We start from the raw sequence: 25,718 nt of genomic DNA on the forward strand, positions 1-25,718 counted from the left end.
GATTCTCTGTAAATCAACTATACAGGGATAAACTGATCAAACGCACCCATCTATTGTTGAGTTTTCAACCTAGACTAAAGATTAGGTATTAGCTGACCTGGAGTTTAGGAATGAATCTGAACTTAAGGCTAAGAGCAAAGAACATTCCTAATTACAGCACTACGCATTTAAGTTAGGACATTTCTAGATCCTAAAACCCTTTCACAGTCTACTGTTCCCTGATCCGGTGTTCCCTGTTCCCGATTCAAGTAGCGCTATACACAACCGCAACAAAGTCAGTCGGTGCTAAACTTGCAGTGACACCATCGACAATCGCTAAAGTTTCATCTCCGAAAAGCACTTCGGTACTGTTACCATTGACATTGAAAGAAAGCTGACTAACCTCTAAACCGTTCACCAAACCAATCAAATCTTTACCGATATTAAAGTCAGCAATCAAATCAGTTCCTTGACCCACACCGACAACAAAAGTATCATTTCCTTGACCGCCAGTGACCGTATCATTACCCAAACCGCCCCAGAGTAAATCATCACCGTGATCGCCCCAGAGTTGATCGTCGCCTTGATCGCCATAGAGAGTATCATTTCCGCCCTTACCGCCCAGGCGATCGTTACCAAAGCCGCCAGAAAGGATGTCATCACCGCCAACGGAACCGCCCGGAGAACGATGATTGCGATCGCCGCGTAGGATATCATCCCCATCTCCACCAAACAGTTGATCGTCGCCCAAACCGCCTGCTAGAGTATCATCACCGGAACGACCATACAATTTCTCTGAGATTTCAGTACCGACGAGTTCATCTGCGTCTCGGCTACCAAACAGAATATTTTGTTCTTGTCCGCCCTCAATGTAAAATTGAGCTTGTTCAAAGACTTCCGTCGCCACATCTTGTCCGAGAGTCCGACCATTCAAGTCGCCATCTTCAAAGTGAATTCCTCCATAGAGGCGAGACAAACCCGCTTCATCAGCCGCTTCAGAAAACGTATCCCAAGCCAGCGTCACGTCTTGTTGGGGAGTGAAATTAGGTTCAAAGCGAGATTGACCCGGTTCAAAGGTAACAGAAGCCCCAAAATTATCACTTCCGGTTGCTAATTCTAGAATAGTTGCAGCAGAAGCACTAAAGGTACTGTGTCCAGAAACATATTCTGCAAAAGGCGGCGATACATGGCTTCCGGGAGTTTGATAGGTGGTAAAATCTGTAGCTAAAATGGTTTGAGTGCCTTCTTCTGGGCCTGCCCAAGCTTCAACCGCATAACCGCCGAGTTCTTCGTTAAACTCACCAATTAAGCCCAATTCACCCAGTTCTCGCACCAAACGCACCGGACGAGTATAGTTATAATGAGTCTTGGCTTCCCAAGTAGCGACCCCCGCATCAAATACTGCATTTCCCAAACCGAAGAATAGCTTTGCATCTTGATCGAGAGAATGATCGTTTTGGGCGGAAGTATATTGTCCAAAGGTCATCCAAGTTCCTGGAGGAAAGGACGTACCGCCTCCATCTTCCCAAAATTCCGCAATCAGTTTTTGTTCATCGGTGAGGTTAGCACTGGTTTCGACAACTTGTTCAGCTTGGGCGATAAATTCGGGGTTGATAATGGTGCCGACAATATCGCGGTTAATGTCTACTACAGCACCATCTGCTAAGGTGATAGTCCGTGCTTCTAAGTCAACCTCTGCTTCGACCAATAAAAAGGGTTCTGGGGCTTCAGGACGCAACTGATCGCCGGAGTCCAAGCCAAAGGGAATCACATCGCCCCACTGTGGGGTTAAATATTCTTGTAGGGGAGCATTGTGATCGTCAACGGGGATGTGTTCTGGTGTCCAAGCTGCGATGTCTACCAGTTGTTCAGGGGTGTTAACCGCTTGATAATCAGTGGTATTGGCGTAGTCATTGAGTTGGTTAGAACCGTCTTGCTGACGAAATTCTAATAAAGCGTTTGCGGAGACGTTCCCAATTCCGGCGGCTGTGGTGGTGTCGGAGGTGGTATTATTGGGGTCAAAGCCCAAATCTGCCATGAGTTGATCAAAGATCTCAACTTGCTCGGGAAATAAATCTGTTAACACCCGATAAGCCGAATAGCTCATCGCTTCTGTTTTATGAGCATCGGTGTTTTCCGCTTCTGGACGTTGGAGTTGATCGCCCAGTTGAGTGGCGATCGCTGTTGGATCATAAGCAGCCCAAGCATCAAACATGGCGGTGTGTACCATACTGTAAGCACGAGAGCCAACAGTTGGGCCGACTTTGGTTTCAGTAACAGCTTGTTGAGCGGCTTGATCCCACATGACAGAAATAGTCGGTGAAGGGTCGTTGATATTCACCAGTTGGGTATTGGGATCAAGAAGCAGTTCCACAGAGTTGGTTTGACTTTCTGAGGTAGACATTTTAGGATTGAAGGTGAAAAATAAAATGAATTTGAGAGTAAAACTTGATTTTGACTCTTCTTTTTTTAGAGAAGTCGAATAGCTTTCCTAATCTAACCTATCTCTTGGATTTGAGAACTTATGCAACTTGTTGCCAACTGTTCCGCTCCAAATCAGACGATGCTTTATTTGTTGGCAGAATTGGCAAAAATTTCACATCTTGTTGATTTTATATACGGTTTGACTCCACAAACATATGCAGAAAAATCATACATTTTTTTTAGAGACAACCTAAGATTAGGAGTTTGAACTTATTACTATCATTAAATATGGATCGAGTTTTTGCAGTGGGAAAAAGTGGGTATTTGTTGGCAACGAGGGACTGACATTTTCTCACTGATCAAAGGTTTGACAAAAATCCAGTCTCAACCCAATCAAGTCAGATCAGGCCTAATCACGCAATCGGGCAACCAATTCCTGTTAAAATAATCAAGCCGAAAATGTTGCTGTTGAGTGATCGGCTCGTTTTCCGTCTCAGTGCTAGACATTAACGCAGAATCATGCAATCTGATACCTCATCCTCTACGACTGTTACGCCCGAAAATACGGTTCAACCCAAAGACCAAGCGACCCCACCCTCTGTTAATCTTCAGCAGCAAGTGCGGTTTAAAAGTCTCGATGGACGGCTGTTATTAATATTACCCCCAGAAACCCCCAATTTAGAAGATTCCGATCCCCCCACAGGTAGCCAGTGGACAGAACTTTGGCAACAGCTTAAACATCGAATTAACGGGAGTGAACACGCTTGGAAACCTGATACAGAAGTTCATTTGATCGCCGGAAATCGACTGTTAGATGTGCGTCAACTCCAAGAGATTGCCGAAGCTTTAACCATCGCCCAACTGCACCTGAAGCGAGTCCAAACCTCTCGACGCCAAACTGCTGTAGCCGCAGCCACCGTTGGTTATTCTGTCGATCAAGACTCAGAACGCAATAAACTTAATAATACGCCGACAAACAAAGCAGACTCTCAAGCAGATCCTCTCTATTTGCAAACGACTCTGCGTTCGGGAATGGAAGTCAAACATCCGGGGACTGTGATCATTGTCGGAGATGTCAATCCGGGAAGTACAGTCGTTGCAGAAGGAGATATTATCATTTGGGGACGATTGCGCGGTAGCGTTCATGCCGGAGTGAATGGCAATCTCAAGAGTATGATTATGGCGTTGCAGATGGAACCGACTTTAATTCGGATTGCGGATCAGATGGCCAGAGGCCCCGAAAAACCACCTGCTCAATTTTATCCAGAAATTGCTTATATGACCTCTCAAGGTGTTCGGATTAGTAAAGCTTCTGATTACGCTAAAGTGAAGCTTTGGCAAGTTCGAGGTGATCGATAATAAAGACTGAAATTGTTATTCAACCTGAGTTGCAACTCTACCCCACTGGGTTATCCTCAAGTTCTTCAGCCAAAAACCAGCGCAAACTAGACAAATAGGAGCAAGACAGTGGCAAGCTTGCATTTGCAGACATTCTCAGGCATGATTCTCTCAAAACATCTGATTTTTAAAATGTGTTGAGTAGACAAATGATTACCTAGATTGGCGATTTAACGACTATTCTAATATTCTTAAGTCCCTAACGGCTAACACACAAAACGAGCATGAGTCGCATTATTGTTATTACCTCAGGCAAGGGAGGAGTGGGTAAAACCACCTGTACAGCAAACATTGGCATGGCTCTGGCAAAAAAAGGACGTCAGGTTGCCGTGATTGATGCCGATTTTGGATTGAGAAATCTAGACCTACTGTTAGGCTTAGAAAATCGGATTGTTTATACAGCGTTGGAAGTGCTATCAGGAGAGTGTCGTCTAGAACAGGCATTAGTCAAAGATAAACGACAGCCGAATTTGGTGCTATTACCTGCCGCTCAAAACCGCATGAAAGATGCAGTCACCCCCGAACAGATGAAAGAATTAGTTGGGATGTTAGAAGCAAAATCCTATGACTACGTGGTGATTGACTGTCCAGCCGGAATTGAACAAGGCTTCCAAAATGCGATCGCCCCGGCGAAAGAAGCAGTAATTGTAACCACACCCGAGATTTCAGCAGTACGAGATGCAGATCGGGTGATTGGTTTACTCGAAGCCAATAGTATCAAACGAATCCGCCTTCTGATTAACCGCATTCGACCTCAAATGGTAGAGTCAAACGACATGATGTCTGTCCAAGATGTCGAAGAAATTCTGGCTATTCCGCTCGTGGGTGTTGTTCCCGATGATGAAGGAGTGATTGTTTCCACGAATAAGGGAGAACCCCTAGTCTTGGCGGAAACTGTGACTCCAGCAGCAAAAGCTTTTAGCAATATTGCGCGGCGTCTCGAAGGCGAAAAAGTGGAATTTATCGATTTTAATCCTCCCCCAGAAGGATTCTTAACTCGATTACGCCGACTATTCTCGTCTAAAATTTTGGGTTAAGGGGCAGTTTTTCGATAGCTCTGAAAATTTTTCTCTGGAAATTGTCGTTGATCACCGCTGATCCAATTCGGTTATAGATTATGAGTTCCCCGTCAACCAACACTTCCCTCTATAACCGTTCGTCAACAGAGGAAAATCAAAAGTCGATAGAAACCAAATCAAGTCTGAATTTTGAGCTAAATGGATAACTGATGACGGCTCACAAAAACCCCCCGCCTCTGAGTGCAATCTCCAGTTCTAACCCGAAACGCGATCCTCACCGAATCGAAAATCCGATGAAACTCAATGAACTCCTGGAACGACTCTTTCCGCGTAGTACCAATAGCCGCGAGGATGTCAAACGTCGCCTAAAATTGGTTCTCGCCCATGATCGCGCCGATCTGACTCCTGAGCTAATCGAAGCCATGCGTCAAGAAATTTTAGAGGTGTTGTCTCGCTATGTCGAAATTGACACTGAAGATTCGGAATTTGGTTTAGAAAGCGATCAACGTGCGACCGCTTTAATTGCCAATCTACCAATTCGACGGGTCAAAAATACTCCCGACGTGAATCAAACTTCACCCACTTCCCCCGATGCTCCCCTGTAGTTTGGGGAAATTTTCCCGAGACAGAAGGCTGAACCGACTATTCTCGACTCGGACTTGCCAAAGTGAAACTAAAATCTTAAATCGACAATTTCTTGATGTTCCCATCAGTGATACGCTAAAAGATGGTAATTATCTAGATGTTAAGCTTTCCGAGAAATCGGATGAAGCGATTTAAGGAAATAGACGCTCATCATGGTCACCACCGAACAAAGAACAAACGTAGGTTACATTACCCAAGTGATCGGTCCCGTTGTAGATGCAAAATTTCCGGGGGGTAAAATGCCCGAAATCTACAATGCCTTGACGATTAAGGGTCAGAACGAAGCGGGTCAAGAAGTCTCTGTTACCTGTGAAGTGCAACAACTTCTCGGTGATAACCAAGTCCGTGCGGTTTCAATGAGTAGCACTGATGGCTTGGTACGAGGGATGGAAGTGGTTGATACAGGTACCGCGATCAGCGTTCCTGTCGGCCCGGCAACATTGGGTCGGATTTTTAATGTGTTAGGTGAACCGGTTGATAATCTTGGCCCGGTTAATGCCGAGACAACTTTCTCTATTCACCGCTCTGCACCCGCTTTCACAGAACTGGAAACCAAACCTGCTGTCTTTGAAACCGGAATCAAAGTGCTTGATCTGCTTGCACCCTACCGTCGCGGCGGCAAAATCGGCTTATTCGGCGGTGCAGGTGTGGGCAAAACCGTCATTATGATGGAATTGGTCAACAACATCGCTAAAGCTCACGGTGGCGTATCCGTGTTTGGTGGTGTGGGCGAACGTACCCGCGAAGGGAATGACCTCTATCAAGAAATGATCGAATCAGGGGTTATTAACGAAGAAGACCGCACCAAATCCAAAATTGCCCTCGTTTACGGTCAAATGAACGAGCCTCCCGGAGCTAGAATGCGTGTCGGTCTGTCGGCTCTGGCGATGGCTGAATACTTCCGTGATGTCAGTAAACAAGACGTGCTGCTGTTTATCGATAATATCTTCCGGTTTGTACAGGCGGGTGCTGAAGTTTCCGCTCTCCTGGGTCGGATGCCTTCTGCTGTGGGCTATCAGCCGACTTTGGGTACTGACATGGGTGAACTGCAAGAGCGGATCACCTCGACAAAGGAAGGCTCGATTACTTCTGTTCAGGCGGTCTATGTCCCCGCAGATGACTTGACTGACCCGGCTCCGGCTACGACTTTTGCTCACTTGGATGCTACCACGGTACTATCTCGGGCATTGGCTGCTAAAGGGATTTATCCGGCGGTTGATCCGTTAGATTCCACTTCTACGATGCTACAGTCGAGTGTTGTGGGTGATGAGCATTATCAAACTGCACGGGCGGTACAAGCGACCCTACAACGCTACAAGGAATTGCAAGATATTATTGCGATTCTGGGTTTGGATGAATTGTCAGAAGAAGACCGTCGGACGGTTTCCCGCGCTCGTAAGATTGAGCGATTCCTATCTCAACCTTTCTTTGTGGCTGAGGTATTCACAGGCGCTCCGGGTCAGTATGTGGAATTAAAGGATACTCTCAAGGGTTTCCAAATGATTCTCTCTGGCGAACTGGACGATTTGCCCGAACAAGCTTTCTACATGGTTGGTGGTATCGATCAAGTCATGGCTAAAGCTGAAAAAATGAAGTCCTAGAAAGGTCAGAGGCTCAGGGGAACTGGAAATCAGTCCTCTGTGATCACAGTTTGATTTCCCCCCTTCCGCCTTTGTCTTCTGTTTACTTGAGATCACGAACTACTTTCTATTTATACTTGACAAATGACACTTAATGTGCGTGTAATTGCTCCAGATAAAACAGTCTGGGACGATCAAGCTGAAGAAGTTATTCTTCCCAGCACAACGGGTCAATTGGGTGTTCTTAGTGGACACGCACCCATGATGACTGCTCTTGATGTGGGAGTGATGCGAGTTCGGTCTAAATCGGAATGGGTTCCGATTGCCCTACTGGGAGGATTCGCTGAAGTTGAAGAAAATGAAGTTACTATTTTAGTCAATGGAGCCGAACGAGGTCAATCCATTGATAGAAGTCAAGCTCAGACTGCTTATACTGAAGCCCAAGCAAACTTAGAAAAAGCAGACAGCAATGGTAGCGATCAAGAAAAAATGAAAGCCAAAAATGCGCTGAAACGGGCTAGAGCGCGTTTTCAAGCCGCAGGGGGCATGGCTGAATAGATCCTAGCCATCGGATGGAGTGATTAGTCCTGAGAGAGTGGCATAGCATTTACTCGGGGCTAATCGTCTCTAGACTCCTACTTGAGATAACAGAGGTTGGATACTATCCCAGGTTAGTCCTTGCTGAAGATAATCGGGTTGGGTTGGGTTGTAGGGACTGGCAACACGGTCAATTTTTATAATTTTCGCTTCATTAGGTAGTACAGGAACATCGGGATCAAAAGCCGTCGGACGCATCAAAGAACTGGAAAATCCTTTAAAAATAGCAATTTCGTCAGGTTCACCCTCGATTTCGATGTGAACAATCAAAACCTCTTGAGGGCGTTTTTCGGTGTATTGTTCCAAACGTCGGGCGATTAAGTTAGTCATCGAACTGGCAAGCATGGTTGGTTAGGAGGTGAACAAGAGAGTCTTTGTTCTACTTTTTTATCTTAAACAATCAGGGGAAAAATCAATCAACTCAATCCAAAAAACCTGATCCCAACAAAACAGCGAGAACATTTCAACGCTCTCGCTTCAATCCTATTTACACAGGTTTTTCAACCTATTTATCATCTGTTGTAACCTAATAACAACATCAGGTTATTTGTTCCCCCTAGCACCGCTAAGATCATTAACATTTTAGCTATTGCTATTGCACTCCTCTCTTAAAGCTTCTTGAAGTGCTGTCGTTTGATCTTTTTCAGCTCCAAACTGATGTAATTATGGTTTGTTTAATCAAACCTGATAAAACTCTAACAGTCATTTTTTAAAAAATCTTTGTTTTATATCACGGCTCAGGGTGATCTTTATCACAAAGACAATAATATCAAATCACGGCACTTTCTAACATTTTAATTATACCCAAATTAGCATCAATTTCGACTTCGACACCAAGCGGTACGGTAAACTGATTGCGAATATGACCAATCATCGAACCATACCAAGCCGGAATTCCTAAAGGTCGAATATGATCATTTAAAACCTGCCACAAACTCAGTGTGGGAGAATCATCCTCCTCATCGAGACAGCGAGTACATTGACCAAAAATAAAACCCCCCAGTTGTTCTAGTATTCCCGCTAATCTCAAATGATTTAACATTCGATCAACGCGATATATATCCTCTCCAACATCTTCTACAAATAAAATCGCTTGATTCCAGTCAGGTAAAAAACCAGATCCAACTAATCCCCCAATCACCGATAAATTCCCCCCAACTAACCGCCCTCTCGCCTGTCCTGGAGTAATCGTTTCAACCCTAACTTCAGCGGGGTTTTGAAAGGTGATTGCTTCTGCGTTAAATAACAACCGTCTCAAGTAAGCGACGGAAAACTCATTCCAGACTGAAGTTCCTAAAAGTCCGTGAAAGGTAGTTAATCCACTGCGGCTATAAATAGCAACAAGTAAAGCCGTAATATCGCTATAGCCCAAAATGATTTTAGGATTGCGGCGAATCAAATCATAATCTAAAAATGGTAAGATGCGACTACTTCCCCAACCCCCTCCCGTAGAAATTAAAGCTTGAACTGATCCATCTGCAAAGAAAGCATTAATATCGGCTGCCCGATCTCGATCAACTCCGGCTAAATACCCGTATTCATCTAAAGCATGAGGGGCAACTTTAATCTTTAATCCCTGTTGGGCTAATTGAAGTTGAATAAACTTTATATGTGACTTCTTAATCGGACTTGCCGGAGTCACTAACCCTACAGTATCTCCTATTTTTAGTCGTGAAGGCTTGAGAATCTTCGGAGAAGAATTCGCTGTTATCGGAGAAATAGGGGAAAATTGAGTGAGTAATAAGGAGTGTCCAAACCTGCTTAAAAATTGACGACGGTTCATTAATTTGATTTCCTCCCCGACTCGAATGTACAGGAGTAAAGGGAAAAAGGGGAAAAGAGAAAAGGGTTAAAGAGTTCTCCCGGAAACGCACACTACACGAAAACCGAGATTGTAGTGGCGGTTGTCGCGCCTATAATTGTAGCGGTAAGCGGAACGGCAGAAAGTAGAAATGTAGTCCCAGGAACCGCCCCGCTGCGGAGAAGAATTTTCATTTCCATTTAACCAAACACTTCCATCAGTAGGCGCACCATGATAATTATCATGCCAAACATCAGCGCACCACTCGAAGACATTACCGTGCATATCATACAAACCAAAAGCATTGGGAGGAAAAATTCCCACATCTGTTGTTTCGTCACGATATATTCCTTCTGGTTCATCAGCATAAGTAGAAAGGCGATTATAGTTAGCTAACTCAGACGTTATAGTTTCGCCAAAATAGAAGGGAGTAGTTGTCCCGGCACGGGCACCATATTCCCACTTGCTCTCACTGGGTAAACTATATTTTTTGCCTGTTCTAAGTGAGAGTTTCTGACAAAATTCTGTCGCTTCGTTCCAAGTTACTGTTTCTACAGGACGACCTGCATCTTGAAAGTTGGAGGGATTATTTCCCATCACTGCTTGCCATTGTGCTTGAGTGACTGGATATTTTCCCATGAAAAATTCTGGCACGTCTACATTATGTTGCGGACCTTCATAATCATTTCTTCCTGCTTCTGTCTTTGGAGACCCCATGAGAAATCTACCTGCGGGTATTTTTACCATTTCTAGGGAGATTCTGTTGCCGAGGTTTTCTGTCATTACCTCTGCTTGATGTTGAGAGCGATTTATTATTTCTCCTTTTTCATTAACTGTGACTGTCTCAAATTTCTGAGTCGAGTTTGATGAATTTAATGAGTATGCTTTTGGCAGCAAAAATCTATGCCACCAATTTTTACTTAACGTTGCTGCGGCAAACCCACTTCCGGCTAAACCTGCTAATATCAATATTTGTCTTCTGGTTTTATTGGGTTGGGGTTGAGTTTTAGGCATGGATGGAATTGTTGTTTTGGCGTTGAATAAAAAGTCATGCGTATGCGCGAAAAACCCCCAACACTTAAATTGTATCACGACGGGAGAGCAGATGCAAGGCAATTTCTCTGTTTTTTTCGAGTGCTTCACACAATGATAAATGTGGAGATCAGAGATGATGGTGGAGGCGAGTGTATTTGTGGTTTTTCATCGCCTCTGTCTGGGTGCTTCACAGAATGAGATATCGGCAAAATTTGGGTTTTTGGGGTGAGGGTGGCGATCGCTTTTTTCTACTATATGCCTTGAGTCGGGAATTGTTGTTTTGGCGTTGAATAAAAAGTCATGCGTATGCGCAAACAACCCCCAACACTTAAATTGTATCACGACGGGAGAGCAGATGCAAGGCAATTTCTCTGTTTTTTTCGAGTGCTTCACACAATGATAAATGTGGAGATCAGAGATGATGGTGGAGGCGAGTGTATTTCTGGTTTTTCATCGCCTCTGTCTGGGTGCTTCACAGAATGAGATATCGGCAAAATTTGGGTTTTTGGGGTGAGGTAATGCGGCTACTCTGAAAAAAATTTGACGCGCTTCGCGGGAAGGAAGGGAAAAGAGGAAGAAGAGGAAGAAAGGGTAAAGGGAAAAAGGGGAAAAGAGAAAAGGGTTAAAGAGTTCTCCCGGCATCGCATACTACACGAAAACCATCTACTCTCAAGGAGATGGGGCCCGTATCGCCGATGCCGCGTCTGGCAGAACGGCAGTTATAAGGATTGCTGAACCAGCTACCACCCCGCTGCGGAGAAGAATTTTCATTTCCATTTAACCAAACACTTCCATCTGTAGGGGCACCTTGATAATTATCATGCCAAACATCAGCGCACCACTCGAAGACATTACCGTGCATATCATACAAACCAAAAGCATTGGGTGGAAAAATTCCTACGTCTGTTGTTTCTTCACGATATATTCCTGGCGGTGCATCAGCATAAGTAATATGGCGACCATCATAGTTAGCTAACTCAGACGTTATAGTTTCGCCAAAATAAAATGGTGTTGTTGTGCCTGCACGGGCACCATACTCCCACTTGCTCTCACTGGGTAAACTATATTTTTTGCCTGTTATTTGGGAGAGTTTCTGACAAAATTCTGTCGCGTCGTTCCAACTTACTTTTTCTACAGGACGACTTGCACCTTGAAAGTTGGAGGGATTATTTCCCATAACGACTTGCCATTGTGCTTGAGTGACTGGATATTTTCCCATGAAAAATTCTGGCACGTCTACATAATGTTGCGGACTTTCATCATCTCTTCTCCCTGTTTCTGTTTCTGGAGAACCCATGAGAAATCTACCTGGGGGAATTTTTACCATTTCTAGGGAGATTCTGTTGCCGAGGTTTTCTGTCATTACCTCTGCTTGATGTTGAGAGCGATTTATTATTTCTCCTTTTTCATTAACTGTGACTGTCTCAAATTTCTGAGTCGAGTTTGAGGAATTTAATGAGTATGCTTTTGGTAGCAAAAATCTATGCCACCAATTTTTACTTAACGTTGCTGCTGCAAACCCACTTCCTGCTAAACCTCCTAATATCAATATTTGTCTTCTGGTTTTATTGGGTTGGGGTTGAGTTTTAGGCATGGATGGAATTGTTATTTTTGGCGTGATTTTACCTCGGGGAATTGAGTTGAAAGGGAAGTTTGTGTAGAAGTTCAGAGGATATGACTATGACTTACCGAATTGGCGATGATAAACTTCGTCTTCTTTTTCCGTTTCGATTTTCAAGTTAGATCGAGGATAAGAAACACATAATAGGGCATATCCTTCGGACTGAAGTTCAGGACTCACACCCATACCTTCACTCTGATCAACCTCACCCTCTTGTAGTTTAGCCGCACAGGTGGTACAGACTCCGGCATGACAGGAACTCGGTAACTCTAGTCCGGCTTCATCTGCAACTTCTAGAATCAATTGATCTTCACAAACGTCTAGGGTATGAACGTTTCCTTGATGATAAATTTCAACAGTGTAAGTTTTTGACATGATCTTTTGCAAAGGTATATTCAATAAATTTCTCCTCCCCTTGTTTGAGAAAGTTGCTTTAACTTCACTACAACACATAAGAAAATCTTAAGTCTGGAGGAATCACTTTCTGCTAAGGAGAGGAGAGAATTTCTAACAGTTAAAGTTAGAATTAACTCTCGTCAGACGACGTTCATTGAGAGATTACTCAACTACAATTTTTCCAACCATACCCGCACCCCGGTGAGGCTGACAGTAGAATTCATAGGAACCTGTTGGTGCATCTTCAGGGATAGTCACTTTGAAATCTTGTCCGGGGGAGTAGAGAAGTCCCTCGTGAGAAAGCTTAGAAGCGATCTCTGAACTGGGGGATTTGCTCTTGTCAAAAACGACGTTGTGAGGAGGGAGTTTATTATTTACAAAGTCTATTGTGTCGCCAGGTTTGGCTTTAATAGTGCTAGGTTCAAATGCTAACATTCCATTATTAGCACCCATTTTTACCTCATAGGTTGCTGCGGCCGCAGGAGAAGCATTGAAGACCAAGCTGCTCACCATCAACAAAACAAGAGATAATCCTAATACTATTCGCTTAGAGATTGACAAAACGAAGTTCATATTCTCCTTTGAAATTGCTCGCTTTATGCAGATTTTCACACTTCTACTTTAGCATCCCAAGTTCAGAACTTGCTGAGAGGAAAACTGGTTTGAAGTGGAACCGATGATTATTGTACCATAGAGACTCAAGCTTGATCAGAAAATCTAAAAATGAGAGGTATGGTTATAGAGTTTACGACTAAATAACAATCTAAGGAAAATGACACCAAAACCCAATTATCGTCCTGAAAAAATGTCTCTTGGCCCTCTAGAACGAGAAATCTTAAACATTATCTGGGATTTGGGCTGTGCTACCGTCAAACAAGTCCATGAACAGATTCTCGCCGATCCGGATCGAGAATTATCCTCGCCCAGTGTAACAACCGTATTAAATCGTTTGCGCCGAAAAGGGTGGCTGTCTTGCGATCGCAGTGGACGGGCTTATATGTGGAAACCGCGACTTTCTCGAACCCAAGCCCAAGCCATTATTGCTTACGAACACCTCAATCAGTTTTTAGCTTTGGGCAATCCTGATATTGTGGCAGCGTTTGCCAGTGATCTCGATTCTGCTAGTTTAGATCAACTTGATGCAATCGCACAACGCTTAAAAGCTTTACGAGAAGCCAGAAACGAGGAGAAGTAATGCACTTAATTTTGATTTTAGTCTCCGGTGGATTGGCCATGAGTTGGCGAGGGGTAAATGTTTCGAGTTCTGGAACTTGGGCGCAACGTTGGCAGCGATCGCTAATTAAGTTAATTGTACCGCCTTTGATGTTATTGATCAGTGCGATCGCCGTGATTTGGATGGGGCCACAAGGACAGATGCTGGGACAACCGACAGGTTGGTTGGGTTATGGGTTAGCCTGGGGGCTGTGGGGATGGGCGATCCTGTTAGGTTTAGTTTTAGCCTTTAAAAGCTGGAGATTAATCAACCAAGTTGATCACTGTTCTCAAATTGTCGTTCAAGGAATTACCGTTCGAGTCTTAGAAAATCCGGTTTTATTTTGCGCTCAAATCGGGCTTTGGAATCCAGAATTAGTGGTGAGTCAAGGACTGCTAAAAATCTTAACTCCTGAACAACAAAAAGCCGTTTTCATTCACGAACAAGCCCATCGTTATTATCAAGATACATTTTGGTTTTTGGGGTTGGGATTTTGTCGGCGTTTAACGGCTTGGTTGCCGGGTACTGAAGACATTTGGCAAGAATTGTTACTATTACGAGAACTGCGAGCTGATCGCTGGGCTGCTCAACAGATTGATCCTTTACTTTTAGCAGAGTCGCTCTTATTGATGGTTCGTCAATCGGTTGCGATTTCAGAAGAAAGTTGTGCTGCGTTTAGTTGTGTTGCCCCTCAAAACCGGATGACAGAACGGATCGAAGCTTTGCTCAAGGATGATTCTACACTGGAATCTGATTCCCAATTAAATTACTGGAGTTGGAGTCGAGTTTTCTTTGTGTTTTTACCCTTAATTTCTGTACCGTTTCATTATCGTTGTTGAAAACTAATTTTAATCAGAATCTTCCGTTTCATCGAGATGTTCAGCCACCGCTTGATAGAGATCGAGAACATGATGATCTAGCAGTCGATAATAAACTTTTCGTCCTTGTTTACGATAACTGACTAATCGTAGCGCACGCAGCGATCGCAATTGATGAGAAACGGCAGATTCACTCATCTCTAAAATTTCTGCTAAATCACAAACACATTGCTCTTGTCGGGCTAATATAGATAATAATCGTAGACGGTTCGCATCTCCTAGCAAACTGAAAAACTCTGCCATTTGTTGAGCTTTTTCGACACTCAGAGTTTGAGTTCTCACATTCTGGATATCTTTTAAATCAACAGCATGATGTTGATCGCAAGTTGGGGTTTCTGCATTTTCGATGCGGTTCGTTATAGCGTTGTTTATGGCTGAGTCTGTTAACATTATCAATTTTCTTAAGGTGGCATCTAGTTTTTATTTGAATTAAGTATAACAGATCGCGCTTAACTCCCTATTTTTAATTCTTTTTTGCCGTGATTAAAGAGTCGTTTTCTGAATCTATAACGTATTGAACTGTTCATTCATCAGCAAGTTTTAGATTGTTTTGGGAGTGTCTGTGAAGCGATAGAAGATGTGATTTACCCTTAATCCCTGTTTCAAAATTGGGAAAAGACAAACCTGATTCAGGTCTTGACTCTCCACTTTACTGGAGACTATAGAATGAAAGAATACTTCTCATTGAGTCTCACATCTACTGGAGTCAAGGCGATGGAAACCAGCTATTTACGACTAAAAGGTATGGGGTGCGCCGCTTGTGCCAATAAAATTGATCGTGCTATTCACGAAGTTCCCGGCGTAACAGAATGTAACGTTAATTTTGGAGCAGAACAGGCAACCGTTCAGTATAATCCGAAACAAACAAATATAAACAATATTCAACAAGCGGTTAGTGATGCGGGATATAGTGCCGAACCGTTAGAAAGCACTCAAAATAGCCAAGAAGAACGGGATAAAGAAAACCGCAAAATCGCCCAAAAACTGAGAAAAAAAGTTCTTATTAGTGCGGTGATTAGTAGCATTTTAATTATCGGCAGTTTACCGATGATGACGGGGTTAGAAATACCCTTTATTCCGATGTGGTCACATAACCCTTGGTTACAATTAATTTTAACAACTCCCGTGATGTTTTGGTGCGGAAAAACCTTTTTTATAGGAGCCTGGAAAGGCTTAAAACGTCACAGTGCCGACATGAATACATTAATTGCAGTCGGAACAGGTTCGGCTTATCTTTACTCAATATTTGTGACAATTTTTCCCGGATTTTTTATCAGTCAAGGATTGAGTGCAGATGTTTATTATGAGTCAGCCGCAGTTATTATTACTTTAATTTTACTCGGACAATTACTCGAACATCGGGCGAGGGGAAAAACCTCAGAAGCCATTCGGAAATTGATGGGTTTACAAGCAAAAACCGCTCGGGTTGTACGAGATGACAAAGAGGTTGATATTCCTCTAGAAGCGGTTAAAGTTGGCGATATTGTGATTGTTCGTCCCGGTGAAAAAATACCTGTTGATGGTGAACTGATAGAAGGACGTTCAACCATTGATGAATCGATGGTAACAGGCGAAAGTGTACCTGTTGAAAAGAAACCCGGAGATGACATTATTGGCGCGACGATTAATAGAACCGGAAGCTTTAAATTTCGGGCATCTAGAGTCGGAAAAGATACGGTTTTAGCCCAAATTGTCCAACTGGTACAACAGGCGCAAGGTTCAAAAGCACCGATTCAAAAATTAGCCGATCAAGTCACAGGTTGGTTTGTTCCAGTGGTGATTGCCATTGCCATTTTAACCTTTATTATTTGGTTTAATTTTACGGGAAATTTAACTCTAGCAACTCTCACCAGTGTCGGGGTTTTAATTATTGCTTGTCCTTGTGCTTTAGGATTAGCAACACCAACTTCTGTCATGGTCGGAACGGGATTAGGTGCTGAACATGGAATCTTAATTAAAGGGGCAGATAGCTTAGAAATTGCTCATAAGATTCAAACAATTATTCTTGATAAAACAGGTACATTAACAGCCGGAAAACCAACAGTTACTAACTATATTACCACCGGAGGAACGGCTAATGATAACGAATTAAAACTCTTACGATTAGTCGCCGCAGTGGAACGAAAATCAGAACATCCTCTAGCTGAAGCCATTGTACAATATGCGGAATCTCAAGGAGTAGATTTTCCCTTACCTGAACCCGAAGATTTTGACGCGATGACAGGAATGGGAGTTCAAGGTTATGTTTCAGATCGATTTATACAAGTTGGAACAAGTCGCTGGATGGGAGAATTAGATATTGATATTGAAGCCCTAAAACAGTTTCAACAACAATGGGAAACTGAAGGAAAAACAACCGCTTTAGTCGCTGTTGATGGTATAATAGAAGGGGTAATTGGAATTGCTGATACGCTCAAACCCACTTCTGAAAATGCCGTAAAATCCTTACAAAGAATGGGGTTAGAAGTCGTTATGATTACCGGAGATAATCAAAAAACAGCCGAAGCCATTGCATCACAAGTAGGAATAGAAAGAGTATTTGCAGAAGTACGTCCCGATCAAAAAGCAGATTTAGTTAAATCTATTCAAAAAGAAAAGAAAAGAAAGGGGGAAAATCATCGAATTGTGGCGATGGTTGGCGATGGAATTAATGATGCACCCGCCCTCGCCCAAGCGGATGTGGGAATTGCGATCGGTACTGGAACAGATGTGGCAATTGCAGCCGGAGATATTACCCTAATTTCTGGAGAATTAACGGGAATTGTCACCGCAATTAAACTCAGTCGGGCTACCCTGAATAATATTCGCCAAAATCTGTTTTTTGCCTTTATTTATAACACAGCCGGAATTCCCATCGCCGCCGGAATTCTCTATCCGTTTTTTGGCTGGTTATTAAATCCAATTATCGCCGGAGGTGCGATGGCTATGAGTTCAGTTTCTGTGGTGACAAATGCGTTGCGTTTGCGTAATTTTAAACTTTCATCGTGAAAAACATTCAGTTATATGGTGCGTTAAATTATGCCATCTTTATTCAGTATAAATAAGTTTAATGCACCCTATCTATCAAATTAAATTGCCGCCTCAATGGAGACTAAACTCATGCTAAAACATCGGAAAATTGGATTCTATTTGAGTCAAATTTTACTCTCTTTAATTCTGGTAACTTCTGTTCAAGCTGCTTCTACAGAATCTCCTTCTCAATCTACCGATAAATTTCGCCAAATTCAACAACCCATTCCTGTTAAAATTGCAATCACAACTGCGGGTTTAGGGTTAATCGGTTTAGAACTGTGGTGGTTTATGTTTAGCAAACCCAAAGCAAAACAAGCCACCAAAACTGAAGACACCCAAGAATTACAAATTCTAGTAGATGGTGGATACGAACCCAACAGAATAACCGTTAATTCGGGTCAACCCGTTCGTTTACAATTTTACCGCAAAGACCCTAGCCATTGTTTAGAAAAAGTCCTCTTTCCTGATTTCAATATCTCCAAAGATTTACCTCTAGATAAAACCACAACGATTGAATTTACTCCTGAAAAACCCGGAGAATATACGTTTAGTTGTGGGATGAATATGGTACGAGGAACACTAGAAGTTCGAGGATAAACTAACATGATTAACCGCAGAACATTTCTGACTTTAAGCACCTCAGCAGCGAGTGGGATTTTGTTAACGCAATGTGTTTCTAACTCAATAAAAGCCCAATCCTCTAGTTCTTTGACAAGTTCTGCAACTCAAAGTAGTGTCGGAAACTTATTAGAGGTTGATTTAGAAGCAAGCTTTGATCAGGTTTCTATTGCCGGACAAAAGGCAAAACTGTTAAGTTATAACGGACAAATTCCGGGGCCAAGATTGGAAGCAAAACCCGGAGATACCATCCGAATTAACTTTACCAATAAACTCTCACAACCGACCAATTTACACTATCACGGTTTGCACATTCCGCCCACAGGAAACGCCGATAATGTGTTTTTAAAGATTCAACCGGGCGAAAGCTTTACCTATGAATTTACCCTTCCTAAAAATCATCCATCTGGAACGTTTTGGTATCATCCCCATTTACACGGTTTGGTTGCAGAACAACTTTTTGGGGGTCTAGCAGGTTTATTGATAGTACGGGGTGAACTGGATGAAATTCCTGAAATTCAAGCCGCAGAAGAACAATTTCTCGTTTTAAAAGATTTTGCTTTAAATGGAAATCAAGCCAACTTTCAAGGTCACATGGGGATAATGTTGGGGCGAGAAGGTGAACTTTTAACGGTTAATGGTGAACTCAATCCTAACTTTTCAATTCCCAAAGGGGGGTTATTGCGTCTAAGAATTTTAAACGCTTCTACCTCTCGTTTTTATCGCTTAAAATTAGAAGAACATCCTCTTTATTTAATCGCCACAGATGGCGGTTCTATTTCCGAACCTGTTGAATTATCAGAAGTGTTATTAACTCCCGGTGAACGGGTGGAAATATTGGTTCGAGGAGAACGAGAACCCGGACAATATCGCCTTTTAAACTTACCTTATGATCGCACGGGTGGTATGGGAGGTGGAATGATGGGAAGGGGAATGATGGGAGGCGGAAGGATGGGAGGTGGAATGAGGGGAAATCGTTCTAATACAAATACTCCCCAAACTTTAGCGACTTTTAGCTATAAAAACTCGGTTGAAACTCTACCTTTACCCAAACAATTAATTGCTGTTCCTGAACTTCCCGAACCCCAAGAAACACGCCGTTTTACCCTCAATCATGGGATGGCGCCGGGAATGGGAATGGTGTTTTTAATTAACGGTGAACCTTTTGAGATGGGAAACCCGGATACTGTGGTTAAATTGAATACGGTTGAAGACTGGGAAATTGCCAATACCGGGACGATGGATCATCCTTTTCATTTGCATACTAATGATTTTCAAGTTATTAGCCGAGATAATAAACCTGAACCTTATCGGGCTTGGAAAGATACAACCTTAGTGAAGCGGGGGGAAGTGGTTCGCATTCGTATTCCGTTTAAAGATTATCCCGGTAAAACCGTTTATCATTGTCATATTCTCGACCACGAAGATTTAGGAATGATGGCAACAATTGACATGAAAGCTTAAATATTTTTCTCGAAAAGTTAAAGTTTTGTAATGTTATCTAAATTGTTGATTTTGGAGGTGTTTTCTGTTAAAATAGAAAGTAGAAAAACTGGTTGTAAACCAGGAGGACTGAATGATGAGTTTATATTTCAGTGCTGCGACAATTCTCAGTGCGGCCCTAATTGTACTCAGTCCCATTGATCGATCTGCTGATTCGACCTTTGATATTTCTCAAGCCTCTCCCCCCTGTTGTCAATCTGGTAGACCGGGAATGATGCCCGGAAACCTCGGGGGTGGATACGGAAGACACAGAGGAATGATCTTTAACTCCAATGAAGTCGAAACGGTCACGGGAAAAGTGCTTCAAGTTGATACTTGGACGCAGGGAGAATGGCAAAGGGGAGGGGTTCATGTTGTCCTCCAAACCGACAATGAAACGATTAATTTACATTTAGGGCCGGCGTGGTATATTAACAATCAAGACATTAGAATCGAGCCGAACGATCAGATTCAAGTCACAGGAATCAGAGTGACTTCCGGTGATGGACGAGCGATGATGGTGGTCAGTGAAGTCAGCAAAGGCAATCAAGTAATCACGCTCAGAGATGTCGGTTTCCCAACTTGGATGAGGGGAAGATAATATTGATCTCAGTTGGGATAGAACAGTTTAAGATTTTTAGACAGTTGGCGAATAGAGTTCAACTGTCTGTTATTATATTAAGTTTTGATTCTAACTGAATGAAGCAATGTTAAGGTCGGGTGAATAGGCAGACAATTGCAGATTAGAAGTTTTTAGAATCCTTAAAAAATTGATAACGCTAAAGCCTAACTTCAAGGATATAATGACCGAAAAAGCAAACGACTCTCAAGATATTTCCATTCAATATGAAACTACAGGATCTTGTAGGAACAGATCAGCGTTATGATGTGAAAGCGATCGCCGCAGATGAGGAATTAACTCGTCAAATTCAGACGTTGGTGATTAACCTGGGTTTACTGAACCCACCTGCTGATGGTAAATTTGGCCCATTATCAACCGCAGCATTACATCGATTTCAAATCTTGATGGACTGCGGCGAACCGGGATATTTAGGTAGAATTACAGCAAAACTATTAATTGAAACCAAGCCAGAAGACTTACCGACTCCAGCTTTGGTGCTAAAAATTACTAAAGAAACAATTCTCAAACTTAGACCCGTTCAATCCAGTGAACTCAACGAATCTGAAAAGCAGGGAATTAAAGAAAATGAGTCTTTTTCTCTGATTGCCTTTGAACCGATTCGTAATCACGTCAGAGTTGCATTTCGAGGAGAAACTTTTCAAGACCAATCTATTTGGTATGTCTTTGAAAAACACGCCGAAATTTATGAAGGAAGTAAGCTTAGTTTTCCAAAAATTTTACCGAAACGAGTCCGATTAGAAAACTTTCCCTACAAACCCCAAACCGATAATTTCTTCAATCCCACAGGTGCTTGTAACGTCACTTCTATGGCGATGTGTTTGACTTATTTTAATACTCCAAGACGCAAAGGTTACGGACAGTTTGAAGATGAACTGTATGAATATGCGATTCAAAGAGGCTACAGTCGATGGAGTCCCTATGATTTGGCAAAAATTGTTAGAGATTACGGCTGTCAAGATTATTTCACCGAAAAAGGAGATATGGATGATTTAAAAGATTGGTTAGCTGAAGGAAAACCCTGTGTAATTCACGGATATTTTACCGCCTTTGGTCATATTATGCCTGTGGTGGGTTATGATGACTATGGGTTAATTGTTCATGATCCTTATGGAGAATGGTTTTCAAGTGGATACCGAACCGATTTAAGTGGTGCTTATTTACGTTATTCCTATGGTTTAATTCGACGGACTTGTATGCCAGATGGTAACTTTTGGGTACATTTTATTTCTAAATAAAACTGAATTAACAGGAGGTTAAAACGCTTATTTTGTCAACCTGAGAGTGAACTAAACCTCTTGAAATAGAACTTCCCTGATGAATTGATCACTCTCCATGGATTAATCAAATATAAAATTTTTCTCATCAACTTTTTATCGAAATTTAACGCACTTGATTAAAATCTGAGCCATTCTAGTAATCAAGTCGAGTTATTTGATTGATCATGTTTAGTCTCAATTCAGCACCCCCAACCTCACACACGACCCACCCTCAAACTCGGGTTACTCCATTTTCTGATCAATTCTTCTGGCGACAGATCCTTTGTTATACAGGTAATGCTATCTTTGTAGTCATCGCCCTGGTGATTCTTGATTGGTTGTATAATGCAACACCCGTATCGCTGAAGTTGGATTTAGGAACTTCTAATGAACCTTCCGTCTTTTCTGTGGCTGTGGAAGATAGCTGCTTGGTCAATGGGATTTTCGCTGTTTGCTTACCTGATGCTCGCCGTCACAGGTAGTTGGATGTTTTATACTCGTAATGTGAAAAAACCTCGCCCTCCAGGGTTACGAACCGCTCATTATGTGATTGGCGGTACAATGGTCGGGTTAATATTACTCCTGTTGGCAATTGGTTTGATTGGCACCCTCGGTTACTATGGGAGTCTCGGTCATTCAGCCCACTTGCCTGCGGGATTAACCGTTGTCAGTTTAGTTTTCGTTTCAGCGTGGAGTGCGACTCAGATTCATCCTTCCCGACCTTGGGCGCGATCAGTTCATATTACGACAAATATTGTACTTTTCTTCGCCTTTGCTGTTGTTTCTCTTACAGGCTGGACTGTCGTACAAAAATACTTACCATAAGATAGAGTTCAGGAATCAAACCCCACCTTATAGTATAGATAGAGATTAATTGATCACAGATAATTCATCGATTACCTGAATCCGTCCTCTCATAACAGCCCGAAGTAAACGATCAACAGATTTGCGCTCATCTTCACTGAGAGTATCATCTAAGATAGCAGCCATTAATCCGTATCGATCAGCTTGAGTTAAATAATTGTTATTTCCGACAGATGCAACAATGGCGTAAACCGCTCCGGGAAGAAGATTAATTAAGGGCATAGGTCTAAATTGAACTTTTATATTACCCTTAATTATCTCCTATTTTGGTGATTGGATCTGTGACAAATTGAATTACGTTTTGTTGACAGCACTAGAAAAACCTAGTGACTTGTTGCTTCATATACCTGTGATATATATCACAATAGTAATTATACCACTTTCTCCGTGTCTAAGCATAAAAGCCTTAAAAGCCTGACTCATTCAGCTAGAGATCACCCTCGTGCACCTCAGCAAAGACAGAGCCAAATCGCTCTCTACATCAGAGTTATGAGATGAAATACTAACTCCAATTCAAAAAATAAGCAGATGAATCTTGCGAAAACCGTACCTCAATAGACGGTACATACGAAAAATGAGAGATTGCATAAAACGTTTACATTTCGTTACGATAGATTCATAGATTAAATTAAGGAAATAAACCGTTTACACACGCTGAATTCAAAGGACATATTTAATGAATAACTCTATACGAGTCGGTAACTTATTTGGTATTCCGTTCTATGTCAACGCCTCCTGGTTCATCGTACTAGGATTAATGACATTAAGCTACGGAACCAACTTATCATCGGAATTTCCCACCTTGGGCGGTGTTAATTCTACATTCCTCGGTTTAGTCGCCGCTTTGCTATTATTTGCATCAGTATTAGCCCACGAACTCGGACATAGTTTTGTCGCCATCAAACAAGGAATCAACGTTAAATCAATTACGCTATTTCTGTTTGGGGGACTCGCAAGTTTAGATAAAGAAGCCAAAACCCCCGGTGGCGCTTTTTGGATTGCGATCGCAGGCCCGGCGGTGAGTCTCGCGCTATTCTTACTATTAACCGGAATTGGAACTAGCGTGGCGACAAGCGGGCCGTTAGGGGCAATGGTGGGTTTACTGGCTTACATTAACCTGGCGCTGGCATTATTTAACCTCATCCCAGGCTTACCCCTTGATGGCGGAAACGTTCTCAAAGCGTTGGTTTGGAAAATTACCGGAAAACAATATACTGGGGTAATTTGGGCGAGCCGAGTCGGTCAAGCTTTAGGTTGGACAGCGATCGCATTAGGATTTCTCCCGACCTTATTATCTGGACAATTCCCCAACTTTTGGACAATCTTAATCGGTTGGTTCCTGTTACAAAATGCAGGTGTATTAGCCCAAGATGCAACCCTACGCAGCAAACTGTCTGAGTTCACCGCAGAAGATGCTCTAACCAACGATACTCCGATCATTTCTGAGGATTTATCCCTGCGCGAATTAGCCAATGAATATATTATCGGAAAAGCTCAAACTCGACGGTTCTTTATTGTCAACGAAGAAGGCGAATTGTTAGGTCAATTTGAAGTGGATCAAATGAAAGCCATCCCCACCTCTCAATGGCCGACAACTCAAGTTAAAGACCTCATACAACCCGTTGAACTCTCCAAAACCATAGACGCCGAACGTTCATTACTCGATGTTGTCACCTTATTTGAAAAAGAACAACTCGACGAACTGGCAGTGATGCGAAATGGAATGTTAGTCGGGTTAATCGAAAAAGCCTCAATTCGCCAAGTGTTACAACGCAACGCCGAAGCCAAACCCGCTTAAATTTTAAGCATTGTAACTAACCCAGAACCCGGTTTCTTTGAGAAGTCGGGTTTCTTAGCATTTGGGGCTGGTTTACAGAGATTGATGTATCCTATACATATTTGTGTAAAACCTGCCCTCTATATATGAAATCTTTTTTGCAAAGGAGGCTCTCAAGATGCCTCGAATTTAGTTATATATGAATTCTCTTAAGAAAAAACGGTTTGCAGATTACGGTCCTTACTCTCATTGGAATTGGCAAGCACAATCAGAGAATAGCTTACCCCACTGTGCTGTAGAAATTGAATTATTTAGTGATGCCTGTTTTATTAGAAGTAAAGAAGTTGAGCATGGTCCATATTTAGTTATAGACGCTGAACCGTTTCCACCCATAGAACCTCGGCAATCAATGCACGGTCGGCTAATTTTAAGATGTGAGTATTATCTAGACCCTAATCAAGATCCAACTATTTCCCCTCGTAATACAGATACATCAAGATATCATGGAGGGAGTTTACAAGATGAGATAGCTGCTATCTATTCACTCTGCTTGGGTGTAAGGCTCAAAGCAGGAGGTATTGTCCGACAGTTTTCTCATGGCAATGAGTATGGTAGACCTCGTATTCCTAGATTAGATGAAACTCCAATATTTTTTACTCCTCGTAATGGCAGATACATTTTACCGTGGCATCCAATTGAACGAAAATTAGATGGAATGCAAGAACAAATTAATTCATACATTCTCTTGACACCTCAACAAGCTTCCATCCTAGTTCGTGCCGCTAGACTTTATCAAGATGCAGTATGGTTAGCAGAAAGTGATCCTGAAATCTCTTGGCTGTTACTAGTATCAGCAGTTGAAGTAGCTGCTGACTATTGGTATGCTGAAAGTAATCCTGATCCTATTAAACAACTAGAGCAGCTTAAACCGGATTTGTTTCAAAAATTGAAGGATTTAGAAAATGATGGATTACAAGCTATTGAGATTGTGAGTAAAAACCTAGAAGGTCTTTTCGGCTCCACTAAGAAGTTTAGACAGTTCCTTTGTAAATTTAAGCCTCATAAACCACCCGCAAATAGACCAATCTGTTATCAGGTAGATTGGAGCCAATCATCACTAGATAAGATTTTCAGCAAGGTTTATACCTATCGTTCAAAAGCATTGCATGGAGGTACACCATTTCCTAAACCCATGTGCAGACCACCAACAATAGATCATCAAAATCAAATGTTTGCAGAATGTCCAGATGTTGGACTGGCTGAAGCATCACTTGGAGCGTCTTGGAAAGCCAAGGATGTTCCAATACATCTGCATATATTTGAATACATCGTAAGACATTCTTTATTGAACTGGTGGCAAAGCATGATTGAGATTAGCTGAAGGTGAAAGTGTTGAACGAACTTCCCAAGTGGAGGATGTTAGAGTAAAAAGCATCAGCCTAAATAACATGGTTAGATGACATCGTAACGAAATAGAGTT

23 protein-coding genes and 2 pseudogenes are annotated in these 25,718 nt (G+C 42.4%); 16 read left to right on the forward strand and 9 right to left on the reverse strand.

All coding sequences use genetic code 11. The features are described from left to right. Window positions 1-244: 244 nt before the first annotated feature. A complete protein-coding gene (locus M595_RS09440) occupies window positions 245-2,383 on the reverse strand; it encodes a DUF6851 domain-containing protein (RefSeq protein WP_023066024.1) in 2,139 nt (712 codons plus the stop codon). A 539-nt stretch (window positions 2,384-2,922) separates the two neighbouring features. Between M595_RS09440 and minC the strand changes: the two genes are divergently transcribed. From minC to atpC, 6 genes and pseudogenes are all read left to right on the forward strand, one after another. Beyond that, a complete protein-coding gene (gene minC / locus M595_RS09445; protein WP_023065950.1) occupies window positions 2,923-3,762 on the forward strand; it encodes a septum site-determining protein MinC in 840 nt (279 codons plus the stop codon). Window positions 3,763-4,022: 260 nt separating this feature from the next. Continuing rightward, a pseudogene (minD, locus tag M595_RS09450) lies at window positions 4,023-4,838 on the forward strand (septum site-determining protein MinD); the annotation flags it as partial. A 275-nt stretch (window positions 4,839-5,113) separates the two neighbouring features. Next, entirely contained in the window at window positions 5,114-5,425 is a 312-nt protein-coding gene (gene minE, locus M595_RS09455) for a cell division topological specificity factor MinE (RefSeq protein ID WP_040483865.1), read from the forward strand. After that, on the forward strand, window positions 5,412-5,600 hold the full coding sequence (locus M595_RS30575) for a hypothetical protein (RefSeq protein ID WP_023065986.1): 189 nt from the start codon (window positions 5,412-5,414) through the stop codon (window positions 5,598-5,600). Before minE ends, M595_RS30575 begins: the two co-directional genes overlap by 14 nt. Before the next feature lie 17 nt (window positions 5,601-5,617). After that, on the forward strand, window positions 5,618-7,066 hold the full coding sequence (gene atpD / locus M595_RS09460) for a F0F1 ATP synthase subunit beta (RefSeq protein WP_023065967.1): 1,449 nt from the start codon (window positions 5,618-5,620) through the stop codon (window positions 7,064-7,066). Window positions 7,067-7,189: 123 nt separating this feature from the next. Further along, complete coding sequence (atpC, locus tag M595_RS09465) at window positions 7,190-7,603, forward strand: ATP synthase F1 subunit epsilon (protein WP_040483856.1); 414 nt, start codon at window positions 7,190-7,192, stop codon at window positions 7,601-7,603. Between the two features lie 69 nt (window positions 7,604-7,672). On the opposite strand, the gene M595_RS09470 is transcribed toward atpC, so the two are convergent. The 6 genes and pseudogenes from M595_RS09470 to petE all read right to left on the reverse strand — a co-directional run bounded on the left by M595_RS09470 (window position 7,673) and on the right by petE (window position 13,068). Continuing rightward, the gene (locus tag M595_RS09470; protein ID WP_023065943.1) at window positions 7,673-7,972 is read right to left on the reverse strand and encodes a DUF7734 family protein; all 300 of its coding nucleotides are present in this window, start codon (window positions 7,970-7,972) and stop codon (window positions 7,673-7,675) included. Window positions 7,973-8,411: 439 nt separating this feature from the next. After that, window positions 8,412-9,425, reverse strand: coding sequence for a S66 peptidase family protein (locus M595_RS09475; protein WP_023066016.1), 1,014 nt, complete (start codon window positions 9,423-9,425; stop codon window positions 8,412-8,414). 66 nt (window positions 9,426-9,491) lie between these two features. Then, window positions 9,492-10,457, reverse strand: coding sequence for a formylglycine-generating enzyme family protein (locus M595_RS09480; protein WP_023065936.1), 966 nt, complete (start codon window positions 10,455-10,457; stop codon window positions 9,492-9,494). A 643-nt stretch (window positions 10,458-11,100) separates the two neighbouring features. Then, window positions 11,101-11,916: pseudogene (locus M595_RS09485) on the reverse strand (formylglycine-generating enzyme family protein); the annotation flags it as partial. 240 nt (window positions 11,917-12,156) lie between these two features. Further along, window positions 12,157-12,474, reverse strand: a complete 318-nt coding sequence (locus tag M595_RS09490) for a 2Fe-2S iron-sulfur cluster-binding protein (RefSeq protein ID WP_023065978.1) — start codon at window positions 12,472-12,474, stop codon at window positions 12,157-12,159. Between the two features lie 183 nt (window positions 12,475-12,657). Beyond that, window positions 12,658-13,068 carry a plastocyanin gene (petE, locus tag M595_RS09495; protein ID WP_040483857.1) on the reverse strand — a complete coding sequence of 137 codons (411 nt, stop codon included), beginning with the start codon at window positions 13,066-13,068 and terminating at the stop codon, window positions 12,658-12,660. A 199-nt stretch (window positions 13,069-13,267) separates the two neighbouring features. On the opposite strand from petE, the gene M595_RS09500 reads away from it, so the two are divergent. Together M595_RS09500 and M595_RS09505 are read left to right on the forward strand one after the other, a co-directional pair. After that, window positions 13,268-13,690: a BlaI/MecI/CopY family transcriptional regulator gene (locus M595_RS09500; protein ID WP_023066028.1), complete on the forward strand. Its 423-nt coding sequence runs from the start codon at window positions 13,268-13,270 to the stop codon at window positions 13,688-13,690. Then, on the forward strand, window positions 13,690-14,547 hold the full coding sequence (locus tag M595_RS09505) for a M56 family metallopeptidase (RefSeq protein WP_023065946.1): 858 nt from the start codon (window positions 13,690-13,692) through the stop codon (window positions 14,545-14,547). Before M595_RS09500 ends, M595_RS09505 begins: the two co-directional genes overlap by 1 nt. A 9-nt stretch (window positions 14,548-14,556) precedes the next feature. Here M595_RS09505 and M595_RS09510 read toward each other — a convergent pair whose 3' ends face one another. Beyond that, on the reverse strand, window positions 14,557-14,976 hold the full coding sequence (locus tag M595_RS09510) for an ArsR/SmtB family transcription factor (RefSeq protein ID WP_023066006.1): 420 nt from the start codon (window positions 14,974-14,976) through the stop codon (window positions 14,557-14,559). Between the two features lie 324 nt (window positions 14,977-15,300). On the opposite strand from M595_RS09510, the gene M595_RS09515 reads away from it, so the two are divergent. The 6 genes from M595_RS09515 (at window position 15,301) to M595_RS09540 (ending at window position 22,422) form a co-directional block, all read left to right on the forward strand. Beyond that, window positions 15,301-17,574, forward strand: a complete 2,274-nt coding sequence (locus M595_RS09515) for a heavy metal translocating P-type ATPase (protein WP_023066029.1) — start codon at window positions 15,301-15,303, stop codon at window positions 17,572-17,574. A 111-nt stretch (window positions 17,575-17,685) separates the two neighbouring features. Then, the gene (locus M595_RS09520) at window positions 17,686-18,195 is read left to right on the forward strand and encodes a cupredoxin domain-containing protein (protein WP_023066002.1); all 510 of its coding nucleotides are present in this window, start codon (window positions 17,686-17,688) and stop codon (window positions 18,193-18,195) included. A 6-nt stretch (window positions 18,196-18,201) separates the two neighbouring features. Continuing rightward, the gene (locus M595_RS09525; protein WP_023066005.1) at window positions 18,202-19,680 is read left to right on the forward strand and encodes a multicopper oxidase family protein; all 1,479 of its coding nucleotides are present in this window, start codon (window positions 18,202-18,204) and stop codon (window positions 19,678-19,680) included. A gap of 115 nt (window positions 19,681-19,795) precedes the next feature. Next, entirely contained in the window at window positions 19,796-20,299 is a 504-nt protein-coding gene (locus M595_RS09530) for a MamS/MamX family magnetosome protein (RefSeq protein WP_152983551.1), read from the forward strand. 245 nt (window positions 20,300-20,544) lie between these two features. Further along, window positions 20,545-21,576, forward strand: a complete 1,032-nt coding sequence (locus M595_RS09535; RefSeq protein ID WP_040483858.1) for a C39 family peptidase — start codon at window positions 20,545-20,547, stop codon at window positions 21,574-21,576. Window positions 21,577-21,984: 408 nt separating this feature from the next. Further along, window positions 21,985-22,422 carry a DUF4079 domain-containing protein gene (locus tag M595_RS09540; protein ID WP_023066026.1) on the forward strand — a complete coding sequence of 146 codons (438 nt, stop codon included), beginning with the start codon at window positions 21,985-21,987 and terminating at the stop codon, window positions 22,420-22,422. Window positions 22,423-22,467: 45 nt separating this feature from the next. Here M595_RS09540 and M595_RS09545 read toward each other — a convergent pair whose 3' ends face one another. Beyond that, the gene (locus M595_RS09545) at window positions 22,468-22,683 is read right to left on the reverse strand and encodes a hypothetical protein (RefSeq protein ID WP_023066000.1); all 216 of its coding nucleotides are present in this window, start codon (window positions 22,681-22,683) and stop codon (window positions 22,468-22,470) included. Window positions 22,684-23,137: 454 nt separating this feature from the next. Here M595_RS09545 and M595_RS09550 point away from each other — a divergent pair, with 454 nt between their 5' ends. After that, the gene (locus M595_RS09550) at window positions 23,138-24,259 is read left to right on the forward strand and encodes a site-2 protease family protein (RefSeq protein ID WP_040483859.1); all 1,122 of its coding nucleotides are present in this window, start codon (window positions 23,138-23,140) and stop codon (window positions 24,257-24,259) included. A 178-nt stretch (window positions 24,260-24,437) separates the two neighbouring features. Beyond that, window positions 24,438-25,619, forward strand: a complete 1,182-nt coding sequence (locus M595_RS09555; RefSeq protein ID WP_023065944.1) for a hypothetical protein — start codon at window positions 24,438-24,440, stop codon at window positions 25,617-25,619. Window positions 25,620-25,718 lie beyond the last annotated feature (99 nt).

It is taken from the genome of Lyngbya aestuarii BL J, assembly GCF_000478195.2.
Classification (GTDB): domain Bacteria; phylum Cyanobacteriota; class Cyanobacteriia; order Cyanobacteriales; family Microcoleaceae; genus Capilliphycus; species Capilliphycus aestuarii.